The 17,861-nt window shown below is 69.7% G+C and carries 18 protein-coding genes; 5 read left to right on the forward strand and 13 right to left on the reverse strand.

All coding sequences use genetic code 11. The features are described from left to right. Positions 1 to 349, reverse strand: a 349-nt coding sequence (locus CCR97_RS30170; RefSeq protein WP_201160196.1) for a hypothetical protein, incomplete at its 3' end; no start/stop codon positions are given. A gap of 582 nt (positions 350 to 931) precedes the next feature. Here CCR97_RS30170 and CCR97_RS30175 point away from each other — a divergent pair. Together CCR97_RS30175 and trmFO are read left to right on the forward strand one after the other, a co-directional pair. Then, positions 932 to 1,093 carry a DUF1127 domain-containing protein gene (locus CCR97_RS30175; RefSeq protein ID WP_111360476.1) on the forward strand — a complete coding sequence of 54 codons (162 nt, stop codon included), beginning with the start codon at positions 932 to 934 and terminating at the stop codon, positions 1,091 to 1,093. Positions 1,094 to 1,350: 257 nt separating this feature from the next. After that, positions 1,351 to 2,757, forward strand: a complete 1,407-nt coding sequence (gene trmFO / locus CCR97_RS30180) for a methylenetetrahydrofolate--tRNA-(uracil(54)-C(5))-methyltransferase (FADH(2)-oxidizing) TrmFO (protein ID WP_420826111.1) — start codon at positions 1,351 to 1,353, stop codon at positions 2,755 to 2,757. 180 nt (positions 2,758 to 2,937) lie between these two features. Here trmFO and CCR97_RS30185 read toward each other — a convergent pair whose 3' ends face one another. The 4 genes from CCR97_RS30185 to secD all read right to left on the reverse strand — a co-directional run bounded on the left by CCR97_RS30185 (position 2,938) and on the right by secD (position 6,898). Beyond that, a complete protein-coding gene (locus CCR97_RS30185) occupies positions 2,938 to 3,780 on the reverse strand; it encodes a phytoene/squalene synthase family protein (protein ID WP_207199636.1) in 843 nt (280 codons plus the stop codon). Between the two features lie 149 nt (positions 3,781 to 3,929). Then, positions 3,930 to 4,313: an Mth938-like domain-containing protein gene (locus CCR97_RS30190; protein WP_111359063.1), complete on the reverse strand. Its 384-nt coding sequence runs from the start codon at positions 4,311 to 4,313 to the stop codon at positions 3,930 to 3,932. A gap of 7 nt (positions 4,314 to 4,320) precedes the next feature. Continuing rightward, complete coding sequence (secF, locus tag CCR97_RS30195) at positions 4,321 to 5,274, reverse strand: protein translocase subunit SecF (RefSeq protein ID WP_420826112.1); 954 nt, start codon at positions 5,272 to 5,274, stop codon at positions 4,321 to 4,323. Positions 5,275 to 5,290: 16 nt separating this feature from the next. Next, complete coding sequence (gene secD, locus CCR97_RS30200; RefSeq protein ID WP_111359062.1) at positions 5,291 to 6,898, reverse strand: protein translocase subunit SecD; 1,608 nt, start codon at positions 6,896 to 6,898, stop codon at positions 5,291 to 5,293. Here secD and CCR97_RS32185 point away from each other — a divergent pair. Continuing rightward, positions 6,897 to 7,028, forward strand: a complete 132-nt coding sequence (locus tag CCR97_RS32185) for a hypothetical protein (protein ID WP_274611570.1) — start codon at positions 6,897 to 6,899, stop codon at positions 7,026 to 7,028. The two genes, secD and CCR97_RS32185, sit on opposite strands and share 2 nt — an antisense overlap. 9 nt (positions 7,029 to 7,037) lie before the next feature. Here the strand turns inward: CCR97_RS32185 and yajC are convergent, their stop codons facing one another. Further along, a complete protein-coding gene (gene yajC / locus CCR97_RS30205) occupies positions 7,038 to 7,385 on the reverse strand; it encodes a preprotein translocase subunit YajC (RefSeq protein WP_111359061.1) in 348 nt (115 codons plus the stop codon). A 210-nt stretch (positions 7,386 to 7,595) separates the two neighbouring features. On the opposite strand from yajC, the gene CCR97_RS30210 reads away from it, so the two are divergent. Continuing rightward, entirely contained in the window at positions 7,596 to 8,540 is a 945-nt protein-coding gene (locus tag CCR97_RS30210) for an ATP-binding protein (RefSeq protein ID WP_111359060.1), read from the forward strand. Positions 8,541 to 8,842: 302 nt separating this feature from the next. Here CCR97_RS30210 and CCR97_RS30215 read toward each other — a convergent pair whose 3' ends face one another. The 4 genes from CCR97_RS30215 to CCR97_RS30230 form a co-directional block, all read right to left on the reverse strand. Beyond that, positions 8,843 to 10,375, reverse strand: coding sequence for a LysM peptidoglycan-binding domain-containing M23 family metallopeptidase (locus tag CCR97_RS30215; RefSeq protein ID WP_201160197.1), 1,533 nt, complete (start codon positions 10,373 to 10,375; stop codon positions 8,843 to 8,845). A gap of 258 nt (positions 10,376 to 10,633) precedes the next feature. Further along, positions 10,634 to 11,401, reverse strand: a complete 768-nt coding sequence (locus tag CCR97_RS30220) for an ABC transporter permease (RefSeq protein WP_111359752.1) — start codon at positions 11,399 to 11,401, stop codon at positions 10,634 to 10,636. Next, complete coding sequence (locus tag CCR97_RS30225; RefSeq protein ID WP_111359755.1) at positions 11,398 to 12,324, reverse strand: ABC transporter ATP-binding protein; 927 nt, start codon at positions 12,322 to 12,324, stop codon at positions 11,398 to 11,400. Before CCR97_RS30225 ends, CCR97_RS30220 begins: the two co-directional genes overlap by 4 nt. A 312-nt stretch (positions 12,325 to 12,636) precedes the next feature. After that, positions 12,637 to 13,257, reverse strand: coding sequence for a protein-L-isoaspartate(D-aspartate) O-methyltransferase (locus CCR97_RS30230; protein ID WP_201160198.1), 621 nt, complete (start codon positions 13,255 to 13,257; stop codon positions 12,637 to 12,639). A 414-nt stretch (positions 13,258 to 13,671) separates the two neighbouring features. Here CCR97_RS30230 and CCR97_RS30235 point away from each other — a divergent pair, with 414 nt between their 5' ends. Then, entirely contained in the window at positions 13,672 to 14,058 is a 387-nt protein-coding gene (locus CCR97_RS30235) for a response regulator (protein WP_111359754.1), read from the forward strand. 283 nt (positions 14,059 to 14,341) lie between these two features. On the opposite strand, the gene surE is transcribed toward CCR97_RS30235, so the two are convergent. The 3 genes from surE to tatC all read right to left on the reverse strand — a co-directional run bounded on the left by surE (position 14,342) and on the right by tatC (position 17,778). Further along, positions 14,342 to 15,121, reverse strand: coding sequence for a 5'/3'-nucleotidase SurE (surE, locus tag CCR97_RS30240; RefSeq protein ID WP_111359051.1), 780 nt, complete (start codon positions 15,119 to 15,121; stop codon positions 14,342 to 14,344). A 290-nt stretch (positions 15,122 to 15,411) separates the two neighbouring features. Continuing rightward, positions 15,412 to 16,830, reverse strand: a complete 1,419-nt coding sequence (gene serS, locus CCR97_RS30245) for a serine--tRNA ligase (RefSeq protein WP_111359050.1) — start codon at positions 16,828 to 16,830, stop codon at positions 15,412 to 15,414. Positions 16,831 to 16,956: 126 nt separating this feature from the next. Beyond that, on the reverse strand, positions 16,957 to 17,778 hold the full coding sequence (tatC, locus tag CCR97_RS30250; RefSeq protein ID WP_111359049.1) for a twin-arginine translocase subunit TatC: 822 nt from the start codon (positions 17,776 to 17,778) through the stop codon (positions 16,957 to 16,959). Positions 17,779 to 17,861 lie beyond the last annotated feature (83 nt).

Here is a 17,861-nt window from a genome sequence, read left to right on the forward strand (position 1 = left end):
CGTAGACGCGCGGCGGCGGGCCGTAGGCGCGCGGCGGCGGACCATAGACGCGCGGTGGCCCGTAATAGCGCGGGCCCGGCACCGCCCAGCCCTGCCAGCCGGCCGGGCCGCCCCAGCCTAAGCCGCGCCGCCAGTTGAAGCCGCAGCGGTAAAAGCCCGGACCACGCCAGCCGTTCGGATACCAGCAGTGCTGATAGCCGCCATAGTAATACTGGACGGTATCGACCACGGCCGCCGCATCGGCGGCCGCCCCGAGCCCGCCGGCTGCGCCGAGCGGGGCGGCCTGCAGCGACGGACTTGCCACGATCGCGGCAGCCGCCGCCGCGAGGGCTATCAAGCGACGATTCATCCAGGTCCTCCAATGCGGTCGGACGCCATCGTCCGACCCGTTACGGTGATTCTCGGGAAGGTCGCGAAGGCGAGACTGGCGCGCCCCGCCACCCGGCGCAACCGGCCGACCGACGGTTCGATGCGATCCACGCGCGCCTGCGGACCGCGCCGAGCGCCGCGGGTCTGCCCGGCCGTATGGGTGATCATGCTCGTCCCTATCGCCGAAATGCGGCGGATGCTCGTCCCCGGGGATTGGTGGTTCTAGACGGCCGAGAGGTTCACGGCCGCGGGACCTCGGCCCGGCGATCGGCGCGTGTCACGGCCGGCCCGCCGGATGCCTATCGATCAGGCGCGCTCCGCGCGCCGCCTGTTCTCGCGCCAGCCGAGCGTCTCCGTCCGGTTCGGCGCGTGACCACCCCGTCGGCACCATTGAACCGGATCGCCACACCTGAGCACGGATTGTGCATTTGCTGCTCGCCAATGCAGCAGATGAATAGCTGCATCGCAAAATGAAGCTCTTCTCGTCCGAATTCAGCAACTTATTTATGCAACAAAGACTTCGCGAGGGCACAAACCCGCGCGATGGAATTCGGGGGTTACCATGTATCTCTTCTCCAAGCTCGTCCACGTCTTCCGCGTGTGGCGCAAGTACAATGACAGCCTGCGCGAGCTGAGCCGCCTCGGCGACCGTGAGCTGGCCGACATCGGCATCATGCGCGCCGACATCCAGCAGATCGCCTGGGACGCCGCCAAGGCCGAGTGATCGGGCGACCGATCCGCCACGCCGTTGGGCGCCGACACGGCGCCCGGCCTGCGACCGGCTCCTGATCGAGCCCGGCCCTCCGATTCGCTACGTCGTCGCTGCACCCAAAAGTCGCCCGCCCTCACCGGCGGGCGCTTTTCTTTTCGGCCCCCCCTCCCCTATATCGACCGGACGAACCGGCCGGCGTGCGGCCCGGTCGCGCGGTCCACTGCGCGCGCCGGCCGTTGGTGATGCTCGGCCGCCAGACGAGCGGATTCATGCAGCCCATTCATGTCATCGGCGGCGGCCTCGCCGGCAGCGAGGCGGCCTGGCAGATCGCCTCCCGCGGCGTTCCCGTGGTGCTGCACGAGATGCGGCCCGGCCGCGCCACCGCGGCCCATAAGACCGAGGGCCTCGCCGAGCTCGTCTGCTCGAACTCTTTCCGCTCCGACGACGCCGCGACCAACGCGGTCGGCCTGCTGCATGCCGAGATGCGCCGGCTCGGCTCGCTGGTGATGCGCTCGGCCGACGCCAACCAGGTGCCGGCCGGCGGCGCGCTCGCGGTCGACCGCGACGCCTTCTCGGCCGCCGTGACGGCGGCCCTCGTCGCCCATCCGCTGATCGAGATCAGGCGCGAGGAGATCGCCGGCCTGCCGCCGGCCGACTGGGACAGCGTCATCGTCGCCACCGGCCCGCTGACCTCGGAGCCGCTCGCCGCGGCGGTGCGCGAGCTCACCGGCGCCGACGCGCTCGCCTTCTTCGACGCCATCGCGCCGATCGTCCATCGCGACTCGATCGACATGTCGGTCGCCTGGGCACAGTCGCGCTACGACAAGGCCGGCCCCGGCGGGTCGGGCGCCGACTATCTCAACTGCCCGCTCGATCGCGACCAGTACGAGGCCTTCGTGGCCGCGCTCCTCTCGGCCGAGAAGGTCGCGTTCCGCGACTTCGAGGCGGCGACGCCCTATTTCGACGGCTGCCTGCCCGTGGAGGTGATGGCCGAACGCGGCGCCGACACGCTGCGCTGGGGGCCGATGAAGCCGGTCGGCCTGACCAACCCGCACAAGCCGGACCAGAAGCCGTTCGCCGTCGTCCAGCTCCGCCAAGACAACCGGCTCGGCACGCTGTTCAACATGGTGGGCTTCCAGACCAAGATGAAGCACGCCGAGCAAGTGCGTGTTTTCCGGATGATTCCGGGCCTGGAGAACGCCGAGTTCGCGCGGCTGGGCGGCATCCACCGCAACACGTTCCTGGAGTCGCCGCGCCTGCTCGACGAGACGCTGCGGCTGAAGGCGATGCCGCGGCTGCGTTTCGCCGGCCAGATCACCGGCTGCGAGGGCTATGTCGAATCGGCCGCGGTCGGCCTGATGGCCGGCCTGTTCGCCGCCGCCGAGCGGCGCGGCGAGACGGTCGCGCCGCCGCCGGCGACGACGGCGCACGGCGCCCTGCTCGGCCACATCACGGGCGGCCACGTGGTGACGATCGACGCCGGGCCGCGCTCCTTCCAGCCCATGAACGTCAATTTCGGCCTGTTCCCGCCACTGGAGCGCTCGGTGGTGAAGACGCCGGACGGCGGGAGGCTGCGCGGCACCGCCAAGACGGTCGCCCGCAAGCAGGCCCTCTCCGCCCGCGCCCTTGCGGACCTGGACGCCTGGCGCGGCGCCCTGCCGGCCGCGGCGGAGTGAGTCCGGTGGCCCCTCGAATCTGACGGGCCTCGTGTCCCGGGCGCGGCGCAACGCGCCGTGACCCGGGACCCAGAGGCGATCGAGCGAGGCGGTCGCGTGTCGCCCCTGGGCCCCGGCTCGGCGGCCCGTCCGGCCTGCGGCCCGACGGGCCTTGTCCGGGGCACGTGGAGGAACGATCGATCATCTCATCTTTCGCGCGGCGCGCCAGAGGACCCACTGGCGTCGCCAGGGCGCGAGCTCGATCGCGGCGTACGGGTCGGCGGCCTGCACCCGGTCGAGCCGGTCGAGCAGCGGCGCGGCGAGCGCCGCCGGCAGGAAGGCGGGCCGGGCGGCGACCGGGACCATGGCGGTCGCCCGCTCCGCCTCGGCGAGCTCCAGCCGGGCGCGGGCCCGCAGATCCGCCAGCGCCGCGACGAGGCCCGGGCTGACGCGCCGCGCCAAAAGATCGCCCGGGTCGACGCCGTGCTCGCGCAGGAGATCGGCCGGAACGTAGATCTGCCCGCGTGAAGAATGCGCCGGAACCGCCTGCACGAGGCGGGCGAGGCCCCAGCCGAGGCCGGCCGGGCCGGCGAGCGCCGCGACGACCGGGTCCGGACCGGCGAGGATGTGGGCGGCCAGCGCGATCGTCGCCGACGAGGTTTTCCTCACATAGCCGTAGAGCGCGTCGAGGCTCGGCATCGGGTCGTCGTAGAGGTCGAAGCTGCGCGCCTCGATCAGGTCGAGAAGCGTCGCGACCGGGAGGTCGCAGGCCGTGACCGTGTCGAGCAGCGCGGCGGTGACCGGGTTCGATCGCACGTCGCCGTGGCCCTCGCCCGAAAGCGCGTCGCGCCACCACTGCAGCCGGATCTCGCCCGCCATGGGTGTGCGGACCACCGACCGGACCCGGGCGATCTCGGCATTGAAGGCGTACAGCGCGAACAGATGCGGGCGCCGCTCCGCCGGCGCGAACAGCGCGGCGAGCCAGCGGTCGCGGTCCTGCTCGCGGACGAGCGCCTCGCAATGGGCGAAGGAGTCGATGCTCAATGGATCACCCTGCGGGATGCCGAGCTCGTACCGTCATGGCCGGGCTCGTCCCGGCCATCCACGCTCTTGCTTTACGACAGCCCGGACGACGTGGATGCCCGCGACGAGCGCGGGCATGACGAGGCTGATTCATCGCCACAAGAACCGCTTCAAAGCACCGGCAGCAGGATCGCCCCGACGCGGCGGCGCTCGACCAGCAGCATGTTCCAGGTGCGCACCGCCGGCCCCGTGGTCATGCTCTCGACGACCATGCCGTGCTCGCGCAGGCGCGCCCGCAGCGCGTCGGGCACGATCCACGGCGCCGCCCCGCTGCCGATCAGCAGGTGCTCCACCGGCGGCGTGCTGCCGGCCACGAAGGCGATAAGGTCGTCGCCGATCGCTTCGGGCGCGGCGATGTCGGCCGCCCAGATCCCGTCGGTGAGGCAGACCAGCGCGCCGCGATGCGACAGGTCGCCGAGCCGGAAGCCGCCGTCCCCGTAAGAATCGATCAGGGCCGGGCGCGGCAGGTGGCGGTCGGCGCGGTCGAGCGGCATGTCGCCGTCAGGTCCGCGCCTTGGCCCGCGTCTTCGCCTCGCCCTCGCCCTCCTCGGCCACGGCGCGCACGCGCAGGCCGAAATAGATCAGCAGCGGCGCGGCGATGAAGGCCGAGGAGTAGACGCCGACGATGGCGCCGAACAGCATCGCCTGGACGAAGCTCTGGATCGCCTCCGGCCCGAAGAAGAACATGCCGAGCAGCGACAGGATGACGGTCGTCGAGGTGATGGCGGTGCGCGATAGCGTCGAGTTCATCGCGAGGTCGAGCAGCTCCTCCAGCGGCATCTTCTTGTAGCGCCGCAGCATCTCGCGGATGCGGTCGTAGATGACGACGGTGTCGTTGACCGAGAAGCCCATGATCGTCAGCACGGCGGCGACCGACGACAGATCGAAGTCGATCTGGCTCACGCTGTAGAAGCCGATGGTCAGCACCACGTCGTGCAGCGTGGCGATGGTCGCCCCGACGGCGAACTCCCACTCGAAGCGGAACCACAGATAGACCAGGATCCCGATGATGGCGACCAGCATGCCGAGCACGCCGTTCTGGACGAGCTCGCCGGAGACGCGCGGGCCGACCACCTCGACGCGGCGGTAGTCGTAGCCGTCGCCGAGCGTGTCGCGGACCTTGCGGACCGCCGCCTGCTGGGCCTCGTCGCCGCCCGGCTGCTGGGCGAGCCTGATCAGCACGTCGGACGGCGCGCCGAAGCGCTGGAGCTGCACCTCGCCGAGGTCGAGCGCCGTGAGCTTCGAGCGGATCTCGCCGAGATCGGCCGTCGCGCCGTTCTTGGCCTGGATCTCCATCAGGGTGCCGCCCCGGAAGTCGATGCCGAAGTTCAGCCCGACCGTGAAGAACAGCGCGATGGCGAGGAGCGACAGGAGGCCCGACAGCGGAAACGTGATCCGCCGCCACTTCATGAACGGCAGGTTGGTGTCGTCTGGAACGAGGCGCAGAAGCTTCACGAGGGGCTCCGGACGGTCAGATCGGGACGGCGGCGGGCCGCGTCATCCGCACCCAGAAGGCCACGATCAGCCGCGACAGCGTGAAGGCCGTGAACACCGTGGTGAAGATGCCGATGATCAGCGTGAGGGCGAACCCGCGGACCGGGCCCGAGCCGAGGAAGAACAGCACCACGGCGGCGATCAGGGTGGTGATGTTGGCGTCGAGAATGGTGGCGAGCGCCCGCGAGAAGCCGGCGTCGATGGCGTTGATGGCGGAGCGGCCGCCGCGTGCCTCCTCGCGCATGCGCTCGTAGATCAGCACGTTGGCGTCGACCGCCATGCCGACCGTGAGCACGATGCCGGCGATGCCGGGCAGCGTCAGAGTGGCGTTGAGGAGCGACAGGATGCCGAAGATCATCGCCACGTTGACGGCGACCGCGATGTTGGCGAACAGCCCCAGCATGCCGTAGGTGGCGAGGATGTAGACCACCACCAGGCCGGAGCCGACATAGGCGGCGATCTTGCCCTTCTCGATCGAGTCCTGCCCGAGGCCGGCGCCCACGGTGCGCTCCTCGACGATGGTCAGCGGCGCCGGCAGGGCGCCGGCGCGCAGCAGGATGGCGAGGTCGTTGGCGCTTTCGACCGTGAAGTTGCCGGAGATCTGCCCCGAGCCGCCGAGAATCGGCTCGCGGATCACCGGGGCCGAGATCACCTCGTTGTCGAGTACGATGGCGAACGGCCGGCCGACATTCTCCTGGGTGGTCTGGGCGAAGCGGCGGGCGCCGGTCGTGTTGAAGCGGAACGAGACGATCGGCTCGCTGGTGCGGTTGTCGAAGCCGGGCTGGGCGTCGGTGAGATCCTCGCCCGACACCATGATCCGCTTCTCGACCAGGATCGGGGTCCGCTGGCCGCCGCGGCCTTCGTAGAGCAGCTCGTCGTCGGGCGGCACCCGGCCGGTCTGCGCCGCGTCGGCGGCGCTGTTGTTCATGTCGACCAGCCGGAAGGTGAGCTTCGCGGTCTTGCCGAGCAGATCCTTGAGGCGCGAGGGATCCTGCAGGCCCGGCACCTGCACCAGGATGCGGTCGATGCCCTGGCGCTGGATCGACGGCTCGACGGTGCCGAGCTCGTTGACGCGGCGCTCGATGATCTGGATCGACTGCTCGACCGACTGGCGGATGCGCTCCGTCATGGCGGCCTGGGTGACGGTCAGCCGGACGACGCCGTTGCCCTGGTCGGTGATGTCGACGGAGCGCTGGCCGCTGCCGCCAAGGAGGCCGCCGAGCGGCTGCGACAGCTCGCGCAGCTTGGTCAGCGCCTGCGGCACGTCGGCCGCCTCGCGGACCCGGACCTCGACCGTGTCGCCGCGCGCGGTCAGGCCGGTGTAGCCTATCTTGGCGTCGCGCAGCGCACGGCGCACGTCGTCGCGCAGGTTCTCGACCTTCTCGCGACGCACCGCGTTCGAATCGACCTCGAGCAGAATGTGCGAGCCGCCCTGCAGATCGAGGCCGAGCACGACGTGGCGCTGCGCCCATTTGGGCCACTTGTCGACGACGCTGTCGGGCAGGAAGTTCGGCACCGCGAAGAGGCAGACCAGCAACGTCCCGAGCAGGATGGCGGTCGCCTTCCACCGCGAAAAATAGAGCATGAGCCTCGAGTTCCCGATTGGCGCGCCGACCGGCGCGGACGGCGTGGCGGACAGCGACGTGGCGGACGACGGCGTGGCGGACGGCGTTACGACGGACGGCGGCGTGGGGGTAGGCGCCCAGCCCCCGTGACCAGCGCGGTCAGCCCGCCTTGACGGCCTCGTCCTTCACGGGTTCGCCCTTGGCCCGGACCTCCGCCACCATGGCGCGGATCTGGCGTGCCCGGACGCCGTCCGCAAGCTCGATCTCGATCTCGTTGTCGTCGATCACCTTGGTGACCTTGGCGACGATGCCGCCCGAGGTGACGACACTGTCGCCGCGACGGACGTTCTTGATCATCTCCTGGTGCTGCTTGGCGCGCTTCTGCTGCGGCCGCAGGATGAGGAAATACATGATCACGAAGATGAGGATGAACGGCAGCAGCGACATCATCATCTCGGTGCCGCTCGTCGCTGCGGCGGCCTGGGCATAGGCGGGCGTCACGAACATCGACTGGTGCTCCTTCGGAAGACGGACAGCCCCCGAGGCCCGGTGGTCTGCACGGGCCGGGGCGAAAAACCGCCGGGACTATACCGGGGGGGCCGTCGATTGCAACGGCGCGGCACGGGTCTTCCTGTCGCGGCAGCAGGTTGCATCGAGCCCTGCGTCGAACGCAGAGCCGGACGGCGGCCCGCCTTGCGGCGGCGCCCTCCCCCCGGTATGGGGAACCCCCCGGAGCCGGACGCCATGCATCAGCCTGCCAATCAGCCTGCCACCCCTGCCCTCGCCGCTTCCACGCCCCCCCAGGACGCCTTGCTGGAGCGCATCGCCGCCGCCCTGGAGCGGCTGGCGCCACCCGCCCCCGCGGCGCCCGACATGAGCGTCGCCGAGGCCTTCGTCTGGCAGCCGGAGGGCCGCCGCCTCGCCCCGGTGCCACACGTCAACCGGGTGGACATGTCGCTCCTGTGCGGCATCGACAGCGTCCGTGACCAGCTCCTCGCCAACACCGAGCGCTTCGCCCGCGGCCTGCCGGCCAACAACGCGCTCCTGTGGGGCGCCCGCGGCATGGGCAAGTCGTCGCTGGTCAAGGCCGTCCACGCCGGCGTCAATGCCGCGCTCGGCCCCAAGGCCGGCACGCTCAAGCTGATCGAGATCCACCGCGAGGACATCGAGAGCCTGCCCGACCTGATGGGCCTCCTGCGCGCCGCGCCCGCGTGCCGGTTCATCGTGTTCTGCGACGACCTCTCCTTCGACGCCGCCGACACCTCCTACAAGTCGCTCAAGGCTGTGCTGGAAGGTGGCATCGAGGGCCGGCCCGAGAACGTGATTCTCTACGCGACCTCCAACCGCCGGCATCTGCTGCCGCGCGACATGATGGAGAACGAGCGCGCGACCGCGATCAATCCGGGCGAGGCGATCGAGGAGAAGGTGTCGCTGTCGGACCGCTTCGGCCTGTGGCTCGGCTTCCACCGCTGCAGCCAGGACGAGTATCTCGCCATGGTCCAGGGCTACGTCGACCACCACAAGATCCCGATCGCGGCCGACGCGCTGCGCCGCGAGGCACTGGAATGGGCGACCACCCGCGGCTCGCGCTCCGGCCGCGTCGCCTGGCAGTTCATCCAGGATCTGGCCGGTCGCCTCGAGGTGACGCTGAGCGAGGCGTGACGCCGCGCGCACGGCGCCTGACGCCGGGAGAGCCGCGCCACCGTTTTCCCTCTCCCCGCGCGCGGGGTCGCGCTCTTGCGCGACAAGAGGGTGGCTCGCCGCAAGGCGGCGAGTCGGGTGAGGGGGCGCTTCCTCGAACCGAAACGCCGCGACTTGTGGAGACGCCCCCTCACCCGACGTCCGCGCTGATCGCGCGAACGTCGACCTCTCCCCGCACAGCGGGGAGAGGTTTGAAACGCCGATGCCCGGCGCTGGGCCGGGCATCGCAGTCACGACGGTCGTTTGCGGTCGAACCGCCCGGCTCACGCGCCGGGCAGATGCGGCACCGGGTCGACGGGCGCCGAGCCCTTGCGGATCTCGAAGTGGAGCTGCGGCGCCGAGACCGAGCCGGTCTGGCCCGACTTGGCGATCACCTGGCCGCGCCGCACCTGGTCGTTGCGCTTCACCATCAGCTCGCTGTTGTGGGCGTAGGCGGTGACGAAGCCGTTGGCGTGGCGGATCAGCACCAGATTGCCGTAGCCCTTCAGCTCGCTGCCCGCATAGGCGACGATGCCGTCCTCGGCGGCCCGCACCGCGGTGCCCTCCGGCACGGCGAGATTGATGCCGTCGTTCTGCTGGCCGTTGGTCTTGCCGAAGCCGGCGATCACCCGGCCCTTCACGGGCCAGCGGAACGACAGGGCGCCGTTGCGCGCCTCGCGGTCGTCGTCGGCGGGCGGATCGGCGACCGTGGTGCGGTGAACCGAGGCGGTCGCCGGCGGCTCCAGCGAGGCGAGCTTGGTCTGTTGCTGGGCCGGCACCGGCGGCGGTGCGGCCTGCGGCGCTGCCGCGGTGCGGACCGGCGCAGGCGCCGGAGCGACCGGGGCCTGCGCGACCGGAGCGGGGGCCGCGGCCGGCTGCGGCGGCACGAAGGCGGTCCGGCCGCCGCGACCCGGGATCACCAGGCGGTCGCCGAGCTTGAGCATGGCGTGCGGCTGGATGTTGTTGGCCGCGGCGAGGTCGCCGATCTTGACCTGATAGCGCTTCGAGATGCCGATCATCGTGTCGCCCGGGCCGACGACATGGACCGCGCCGGCGGCGGTGCGCGGGCCGGCCGCCGACACCGGCTGCACGGCCGGCGGGGCCGCCGGGCTCGGAGCGGGGGCTGCGGCGGCCGTCGACGGTCCGGCATAGCGCGGGATCACCAGCCGGCGGCCGGCGTGCAGCGTCGCGGTCGGGGCGAGGCCGTTGGCCTCGGCGATCACGTTGGCGGGCACGCCGTAGCGCTTCGACAGCGAGGCGAAGGAATCGCCCGGCGACACCGTAACGGGGGTGCCGCCCTCCCACTGCCAGCCGGGCGCCGCCGCGGTCATCGGCTTGGCGGTCTGCAGGCGCGGCACGGCGCCGGTGATGTCGGCCGAGGCGACCCGCTCGTAGGCGGGCTTCGGCGCCGCGGCTTGCGGCGCCGGCTGATAGGACCCGAGCCCGCGCCCGCCGCCGGCGACACCGCCGCCGGCGACGGCGCCGTGATGCGACGCGGGCGGCGCCCCGTAGGACACGGGCGCTCCATAAGAGGCGTAAGTCGGGGCCGGCGCCGCGGCCGGCGGCAGCGGCTGGGCCGCAACCGGCTGGCCGAGCGGTCGCGAATCGACGCGCCCGACCGGAGCGCCCTGCCCGCCCGGCACCGAGCCGGTGGTCTCGTAGGACGGCCGGCCACCGCCCGAATAGGGATTCTGGAGGGGACTCTCCGCGAGCCGCGTCGAGTCGGTGCTGCAGTTCGCCACGCCGAAGCCGACCATGAGCAGGACCAGCACCCGCGATACGCAGTACGGGCTCGACGACTCGACGATCGTACGCATCGGCTCACTCACTCTACGCGACGGACAACGGACACACACGGAGACAGGCCCGAGTTAAGCACCGCGCGAGTAAAGATTGATTTAACCCTCGACCTTCCGGAAAGACGTTTCCTTTACGATTACAATGGAACTTTGCATTGCCGCGTCCGTATGTTGGCGGTCGCGCAGCCGCCGGCGTGCTCACCCGACGAGGACGTTTGTTCTTCTTTTGTTCTTCTTTGCGTTAACTGTGCCGACACATTGCTGCAACCCGTGGCGTCACGCCTTGAGGCGATAGCCGGTGCGGAAGATCCACGCGATGGTTGCGAGGCAGGCGCCGAGGAAGACGAGCGTCATCGCCAGGCTGACGCCGACATGGACGTCGGCGGTCTCGAAGAAGGCCCAGCGGAAGCCCGAGATCAGGTACACGACCGGGTTGAACAACGCCACGGTCTGCCACGCCGGCGGGAGCACCGAGATCGAGTAGAACGTGCCCCCCAGAAAGGTCAGCGGCGTGATGACGAGCAGCGGCACCAGTTGAAGCTTCTCGAAGCCGTCGGCCCAGATGCCGATGATGAAGCCGAGCAGGCTGAACGTCACCGCGGTCAGCACCAGGAAGACGAGCATCCACACCGGATGCGCGATCTGCAGTGGCACGAACAGCCCGGCCGTGGCGAGCACGATCAGGCCGAGGATGATCGACTTGGTCGCCGCCGCCCCGACATAGCCGAGCACGATCTCGCCATAGGACACCGGCGCCGAGAGGATCTCGTAGATGGTCCCGGTGAAGCGCGGGAAGTAGATGCCGAACGAGGCGTTGGCGACGCTCTGGGTGAGCAAGAGGAGCATGATCAGCCCGGGGACGATGAAGGCGCCGTACGGCACCCCGTCGATCTCGGAGATGCGCGAGCCGATCGCCGCGCCGAACACGACGAAGTAGAGCGACGTGGACAGCACCGGCGACACGATGCTCTGCAGGAGCGTGCGCCCGGTGCGCGACATCTCGAACACGTAGATGGCCTGCACCGCCCGGAAATTGGTGATCATCGGCGCTGCCTCACGAGATCGACGAAGATGTCCTCGAGCGAGCTCTGGGTGGTGACGAGGTCGTGGAAGCCGATCCCCGCCTCCGCCAGATCCTGCAGGAGCCGGGTGATGCCGGTGCGCTCGCCCTTGGTGTCGTAGGCGTAGACCAGCGCCCTGCCCTCGTCGGCGAGCGTCAGGCCGTAGCCGGCGAGCGCCTCGGGCACCGCGTCGAGCCGGTCGTTGAGCAGCACGGTGAGCTGCTTCTTGCCGAGCTCGCGCATCAGCGTCGCCTTCTCCTCCACCAGCACAATCTCGCCGTGGTTGATGACGCCGATGCGGTCGGCCATCTCCTCGGCTTCCTCGATGTAGTGGGTGGTCAGGATGATGGTGACGCCGGAGGCGCGCAGCGTCCGCACCACCTCCCACATGTCCTTGCGCAGCTCGACGTCGACGCCGGCGGTCGGCTCGTCGAGGAACAGGATGCGCGGCTCGTGCGACAGCGCCTTGGCGATCAGCACCCGGCGCTTCATGCCGCCCGACAGCGTCATGATCTTGCTGTCGCGCTTCTCCCAAAGCGAGAGATCGCGCAGCACCTTCTCGATATGGGCCGGGTTCCTCGGCTTGCCGAACAGGCCGCGGCTGAACGACACCGTGTCCCACACGCTCTCGAACGCGTCGGTGGTCAGCTCCTGCGGGACGAGGCCGATCAGCGACCGCGCCGCGCGAAAGTCCGTGACGATGTCGTGGCCGTCGACCGTGACGGTGCCGGTCGAGGCCCGCACGATGCCGCAGACGATCGAGATCAGCGTCGTCTTGCCGGCGCCGTTCGGGCCGAGCAGCGCGAAGATCTCGCCCCGCATGATGGCGAGGTCGATCGTCTTCAGCGCCTGGAAGCCGGACGCATAAGTCTTGGTCAGGCCCTCGATCGAGATGACGGGCGACAGCGGGGACAACGGGGGCGACATTGGCGGCACGGGCTCCGGCCGGACGGGGGACGACGGCGCGGCGCAGCCGCCGGCGACATATCGGCACGCCCCCGCGCCGCGGCAACCCCGGGCGGAGCGGCCATGCCGGGGTGTGGCGGACGGGTGACAACCGCGGCCTTCCGCCCGTGCCCGGACTCGTGTCCCGGGCGCGGCGCACCGCGCCGTGACCCGGGACCCAGGGCGATCGAACGAGGCAGTGCCGTGCCGCCCCTGGGTCCCGGCTCGGCGGCATATCGGGCCCGCGGCCCGATATGCCTTGTCCGGGACACGCTACAGCTCCCGTGCCTTCCCGGGCAGCAGCGGCACGAAGCGGACGCCGATGAAGTTCTCGCGGAACAGGCCGCTCGGCGTCTTGGTCAGGCGGACGATGATCTGGGCGCCGTCCTGCGGGCCGAGCGGCAGCACCATGACGCCGCCGTCGGCGAGCTGATCGACCAGCGCGCGCGGAATCGATTCGGCCGCCGCCGTCACGATGATGCGATCGTAGGGCGCCTCCTCCGGCACCCCGGCCCGCCCGTCGCCGATCACCACCGCGATGTTGTCGTAGCCGAGCGCCGCGAACCTCGCCCGCGCCTGCTCGGCGAGCGTGCGATAGCGCTCGATCGTCACCACGCGGGCGGCGAGCCGCGACAGCACCGCGGCCTGATAGCCCGAGCCGGTGCCGATCTCGAGCACCTTGTGCTCGGGCGCGAGCGAGAGCCTCTCGGTCATGTAGGCGACCACGTAGGGCTGGCTGATCGTCTGGCCGCAGTCGATCGGCATCGCGTGGTCGGCATAGGCGACCGCAGCGTCGTCGGCGCGCACGAAGTTCTCTCGCGGCACCTCTTCCATGGCGCGCAGCACGGCCGGATCGGCGATGCCGCGGCGGCGCAGACCGAGCAGAAACTCCATCGGGCCGATCCTCCGATCGGCGACACTCGTCATCGCACTCGCGTTCCTTCGGACGCCCGGACGCAGCACACGGGACGCGGCCTTTCGCCCTGTCGGCAGGTGCGGGGTTGCGGCCACCCCCAATTTGCCCCATTCACGCCTTAACAACCATAGCACCTGCGCTAGCCTGGGCAGGTTACGAAATTCTCACCCACGAGGAACCAATCGCGCCGGCGCGGATTGGTTCACGGGTTTGTTCGTTCGATCCGTCGACCGGTGCGTGACTGCCTTCTGGTCCGCCTCCGTGAGTGCGCTCTCCGGCGCGCAGTTCGGAGCCGGCATCCGGGCGGGGATCGAGGCCGAGACGTTACGCGTGACAGGTTCGCCGACACGGTCCGTCCGACGGGGCGGAGCGCATCACAGGACGGAGCAACAATGGACAAGGCTGACGCGGCCGCCGATTCGAAGAACATCCTCGTCGTCGAGGACGAGATCATGATCCGGATGCTGCTCGAGGACATGCTCGGCGATCTCGGATACACGGTCGCCGGCGCGGTCGGCCGGATCGACGACGCGATCAAGCTCGCCAAGACCGGCGACTTCGACATGGCGATCCTCGACGTCAACCTCGCCGGCCAGACCGTCAGCCCGGTCGCCGAGATTCTCGAGGAGCGCGGCCTGCCCTTCGTCTTCGCCACCGGCTACGGCGAGCGCGGCCTCCCCGAGAAGTTCATGAACCGTCCCACCCTGCAGAAGCCGTTCCAGCAGGACAATCTCAGCAAGATCCTCTCGCAGGCCTTCGAGCGCGCCGCGGTGGCGTGACGACGGCGAATGGCGAGTAGCGAGTAGCGAGTAGCGAGTAGCGAGTAGAAATCACGGGGCGCTTCGGCGCCCCGTTTTTTATTCGGCGCGCCGGCACTCCCTCGGCGTCATCCCGGGGCGCGGACCTGCAAGGTCCGCGAGCCCGGGATCCATACGCCCGGTGCCGGTGCCTCACGACAGACCGGGGGTATGGGTCCCGGGCTCGGCGCGGCGCGCCGACCCGGGACGACCGGACATATCGCCGTGGATCTCGGCTGGAGACGCGGCCGCGCGACGGGTGTACTTACGCGCCGCCCGCCCCCGAGAACACCTGCGCCAGCTTGGTCATGAACGGCTCGTCGGTCATGTCGAGGCGGAGCGGCGTGACGGTGATGCGCTTGTCGGCGAGGCCGGCGAGGTCGGTGCCGCGGCCGGGCGGGTTCTTCTTGACCCGGTCGAAGGCGATCCAGAAATACGGGTTGCCGCGACCATCGTAGCGCGGGTCGATCTTCAGCCAGTCGATGTCGCGCTTACCCTGGCTCGACACCGCGACGCCCTTCACGCCGTCCGGTCGGCAGTCCGGGAAGTTGATGTTGATCAGCACGTCGCGCGGGATGCCGGTGTCGATCACCTTGCGGATCAGGTCCGGCCCGTAGCGCAGCCCCGTGTCCCAGTGCGGCTTCTGCTTGCTCTCGGCGCCGTAGGACTGCGACAGCGCGACCGACGGGATTCCGAGGATCGTGCCCTCGATGGCGCCGGCGATCGTACCCGAATAGGTGACGTCCTCGGCGACGTTGGAGCCGCGGTTGACGCCGGACAGCACGAGGTCGGGCCGCTTGTCGCCGAGGATGTGGCGCACCCCCATGATCACGCAGTCGGTCGGCGTGCCCTTCACGGCGAAGCGGCGCTCCTCGATGGCGCGCAGCCGCAGCGGATCGTTGAGCGACAGCGAGTGCGAGACGCCCGACTGGTCGAACTCCGGCGCGACGATCCAGACGTCGTCCGAAAGGGCGCGGGCGATCTCGACGCAGACGTCGAGCCCCGGCGCGTGAATGCCGTCGTCGTTGGTGACCAGGATGCGCACGGATCGGTTCTCGGTGTTGGCGAATAGCGAGTAGCGAATAGCGAGTAGCGAGTGGCGGATGGTGAGCAGCGATCAGCGAATTGCGAATAGCGAACAGTGGGTCCGAGAGCGTGAGCCTCCGCTCCGTCGCACCGTCTCGCCCCTCATGGTGAGGAGCGGCCGCAGGCCGCGTCTCGAACCATGTGGCCACTCGTCGTGGGGCCGCCCTCGCCCTTCGAGACGGCCGCTGCGCGGCCTCCTCAGGACGAGGTCGGAGGACACCCCGTTCCCTACTCGCTATTCGCCATTCGCTACTCGCTTCTGATTTCCTTCAACCCGCCCATATAGGGCTGCAGCACGTCCGGCACGGCGATCGAGCCGTCGGCCTGCTGATAGTTCTCCATCACGGCGATCATGGCGCGGCCGACCGCGACGCCCGAGCCGTTGAGGGTGTGGACCGGCCGAACGGCGCGGCCCTCGGCGGTGCGGTAGCGCGCGCTCATGCGGCGCGCCTGAAAGTCGCCGCACACCGAGCAGGAGGAGATTTCTCTGAACATCCCCTGCCCCGGCAGCCACACCTCGATGTCGTAGGTTTTTTGGGACGCGAAGCCCATGTCGCCCGTGCACAGCGTCACGACGCGGTAATGCAGGCCGAGCCGGCGCAGCACTTCTTCGGCGCAGGCGAGCATGCGCTCGTGCTCCTCCAGGCTCTTCTCCGGCGTCGTGATCGAGACCAGCTCGACCTTGTAGAACTGGTGCTGGCGGATCATGCCGCGCGTGTCGCGCCCCGCCGCCCCCGCCTCGGCGCGGAAGCAGTAGGTGCCGGCCGTGAGCCGCAGCGGCAGCTCGGCTTCATCGAGAATCTGCTCACGGACGAGATTTGTGAGCGGGACTTCGGCCGTGGGGATGAGCCAGCGACGGTCCAACCTCGACATCAGATAGTAATCGATGAAATGCCCTTGAACTGACTTAACAACCTCGTCGCTGACCGTGCTAGCCGAGAGGGCCTTTAGCTCCTCCCGAACCTTCAGCTCAAGATTATTGATGAATGAGGCTTTCGCTCCAACCTCAAACTGATCCTCTTCAAACTTCGGAAGCTGCGCCGTGCCGAACATGGCATCGTCGCGCACCAGCAGCGGCGGCGACACCTCGGTGTAGCCGTGCTCGGTCGTGTGCAGGTCGAGCATGAACTGGGCGAGCGCGCGTTCGAGCCGGGCGAGCTTGCTCTTCAGCACGACGAAGCGGGCGCCCGACAAACGAGCCGCCGCCTCGAAGTCCATCTGCTTCAGGCCTTCGCCCAGCTCGAAATGCTGGCGCGGCGTGAAGCTCAGCACCGGCGGCGCGCCGAAGCGGTGATGCTCGACATTGCCGTGCTCGTCGGCGCCATCGGGCACCGCGTCGAGCGGCGTGTTCGGAATTTTTGCCAGCGCCTCGTCGAGGGCCGCGCTCGCCGCCTTCTCCTCCGCCTCCATGGCGGGAATCGAGGTCTTGAGCCCCGCCACCTCGTCCATCAGGGCTTTCGCGGCGGCCTCGTCCTTCCTCTTCTTCGCCTCGCCGATCTCCTTCGACGCCGCGTTGCGGCGCGCCTGCGCGGCTTCGAGCGCCTGGATGGCGGCGCGGCGACGATCGTCGAGCCCGAACAACTCGGCCGAGAGCGGCGCGAGGTTCCGGCGCTGCAGGCCGCGGTCGAAGGTCTCGCGGTTCTCGCGGATCCACTTGATGTCGTACATGGGACGGGCTCTGGCGGCGTGCGTGACAACGGCGACGGAATCGATCGGCCCTTATAGCACCGCCGTCGCGACCGCGCGGCGACGATGCGAGCGGGCCGCCCGGCGGGACCGGCGGTTCCGAGCCGGTCAGCCGGTGGGCGTCGAGGCGGCCGGCGGCGAGCCGGCGTCGGCGGCAGCCTTCGCCTTCTCGTCCTTCGCCTTGGTCTCGACGAAGCGGACCGAGTGGATCGCGGCCTCGTAGAGAATCATCAGCGGGACGGCGAGGGAGAGTTGCGAGATCACGTCGGGCGGGGTCAGCACCGCGGCGATCACGAAGGCGCCGACGATGAAGTAGCGGCGCTTGGCCTTGAGCATCGCCGAATCGACGATGCCGATGCGGCCGAGCAGCGTCAGGATCACGGGCAGCTGAAACGCCACCCCGAAGGCGAGCACCAGGCTCATCATCAGGCCGAGATACTCGCCGACCTTGGGCAGGAGCGCGATGTCGGCCGTCTGCCCGCCGCCGAGCTGCTGCATGCCGAGCGAGAAGCGCACCAGCATCGGCATCACGAGGAAATAGACCACCATGGCGCCGAGCAGGAAGAAGATCGGGGTCGCCACCAGATAGGGCAGGAAGGCGTTGCGCTCGTGCCGGTAGAGGCCGGGCGCGACGAACATGTAGATCTGCGTCGCGATCACCGGGAACGCCAGGAACACGGCGCCGAACATGGCGAGCTTGAGCTGGGTGACGAAGTACTCCAGCAGCGCCGTGTAGATGAACTTGGAGTTCTCCGGCCCGGCGACCCACACGAAGGGCCACACCAGCACGTTGTAGATCTGCTTGGCGAAGGCGAAGCAGAGGATGAACATGATCGCGAAGGCGATGAGCGACTTGATGAGCCGCGAGCGCAGCTCGATCAGGTGGTCCATCAACGGCGCCTTGGTCGCCTCGATGTCCTCGTGGGTCATGCCGGGCGGTCCTTGGTCGACGCGGCCTCGCCCGCCGTCTCGGCCGGCACGGGCCCAGGGGCCGGGGCCGGCCGAGACGGCGG

The organism is Rhodoplanes elegans (assembly GCF_016653355.1).
Classification (GTDB): Bacteria; Pseudomonadota; Alphaproteobacteria; order Rhizobiales; family Xanthobacteraceae; genus Rhodoplanes; species Rhodoplanes elegans.

What these genes read in the sequence shown, in the direction of transcription:
- CCR97_RS30175 (WP_111360476.1), top strand. Translation starts at nt 932, where the DNA reads ATGTATCTCTTCTCCAAGCTCGTCCACGTCTTCCGCGTGTGGCGCAAG.
- trmFO (WP_420826111.1), top strand. Translation starts at nt 1,351, where the DNA reads ATGCAGCCCATTCATGTCATCGGCGGCGGCCTCGCCGGCAGCGAGGCG.
- CCR97_RS30190 (WP_111359063.1), bottom strand. Translation starts at nt 4,313, where the DNA reads ATGCCGCTCGACCGCGCCGACCGCCACCTGCCGCGCCCGGCCCTGATC.
- CCR97_RS32185 (WP_274611570.1), top strand. Translation starts at nt 6,897, where the DNA reads ATGAGCCTCGAGTTCCCGATTGGCGCGCCGACCGGCGCGGACGGCGTG.
- secD (WP_111359062.1), bottom strand. Translation starts at nt 6,898, where the DNA reads ATGCTCTATTTTTCGCGGTGGAAGGCGACCGCCATCCTGCTCGGGACG.
- yajC (WP_111359061.1), bottom strand. Translation starts at nt 7,385, where the DNA reads ATGTTCGTGACGCCCGCCTATGCCCAGGCCGCCGCAGCGACGAGCGGC.
- CCR97_RS30210 (WP_111359060.1), top strand. Translation starts at nt 7,596, where the DNA reads ATGGGGAACCCCCCGGAGCCGGACGCCATGCATCAGCCTGCCAATCAG.
- CCR97_RS30215 (WP_201160197.1), bottom strand. Translation starts at nt 10,375, where the DNA reads ATGCGTACGATCGTCGAGTCGTCGAGCCCGTACTGCGTATCGCGGGTG.
- CCR97_RS30220 (WP_111359752.1), bottom strand. Translation starts at nt 11,401, where the DNA reads ATGATCACCAATTTCCGGGCGGTGCAGGCCATCTACGTGTTCGAGATG.
- CCR97_RS30230 (WP_201160198.1), bottom strand. Translation starts at nt 13,257, where the DNA reads ATGGAGTTTCTGCTCGGTCTGCGCCGCCGCGGCATCGCCGATCCGGCC.
- CCR97_RS30235 (WP_111359754.1), top strand. Translation starts at nt 13,672, where the DNA reads ATGGACAAGGCTGACGCGGCCGCCGATTCGAAGAACATCCTCGTCGTC.
- serS (WP_111359050.1), bottom strand. Translation starts at nt 16,830, where the DNA reads ATGTACGACATCAAGTGGATCCGCGAGAACCGCGAGACCTTCGACCGC.
- tatC (WP_111359049.1), bottom strand. Translation starts at nt 17,778, where the DNA reads ATGACCCACGAGGACATCGAGGCGACCAAGGCGCCGTTGATGGACCAC.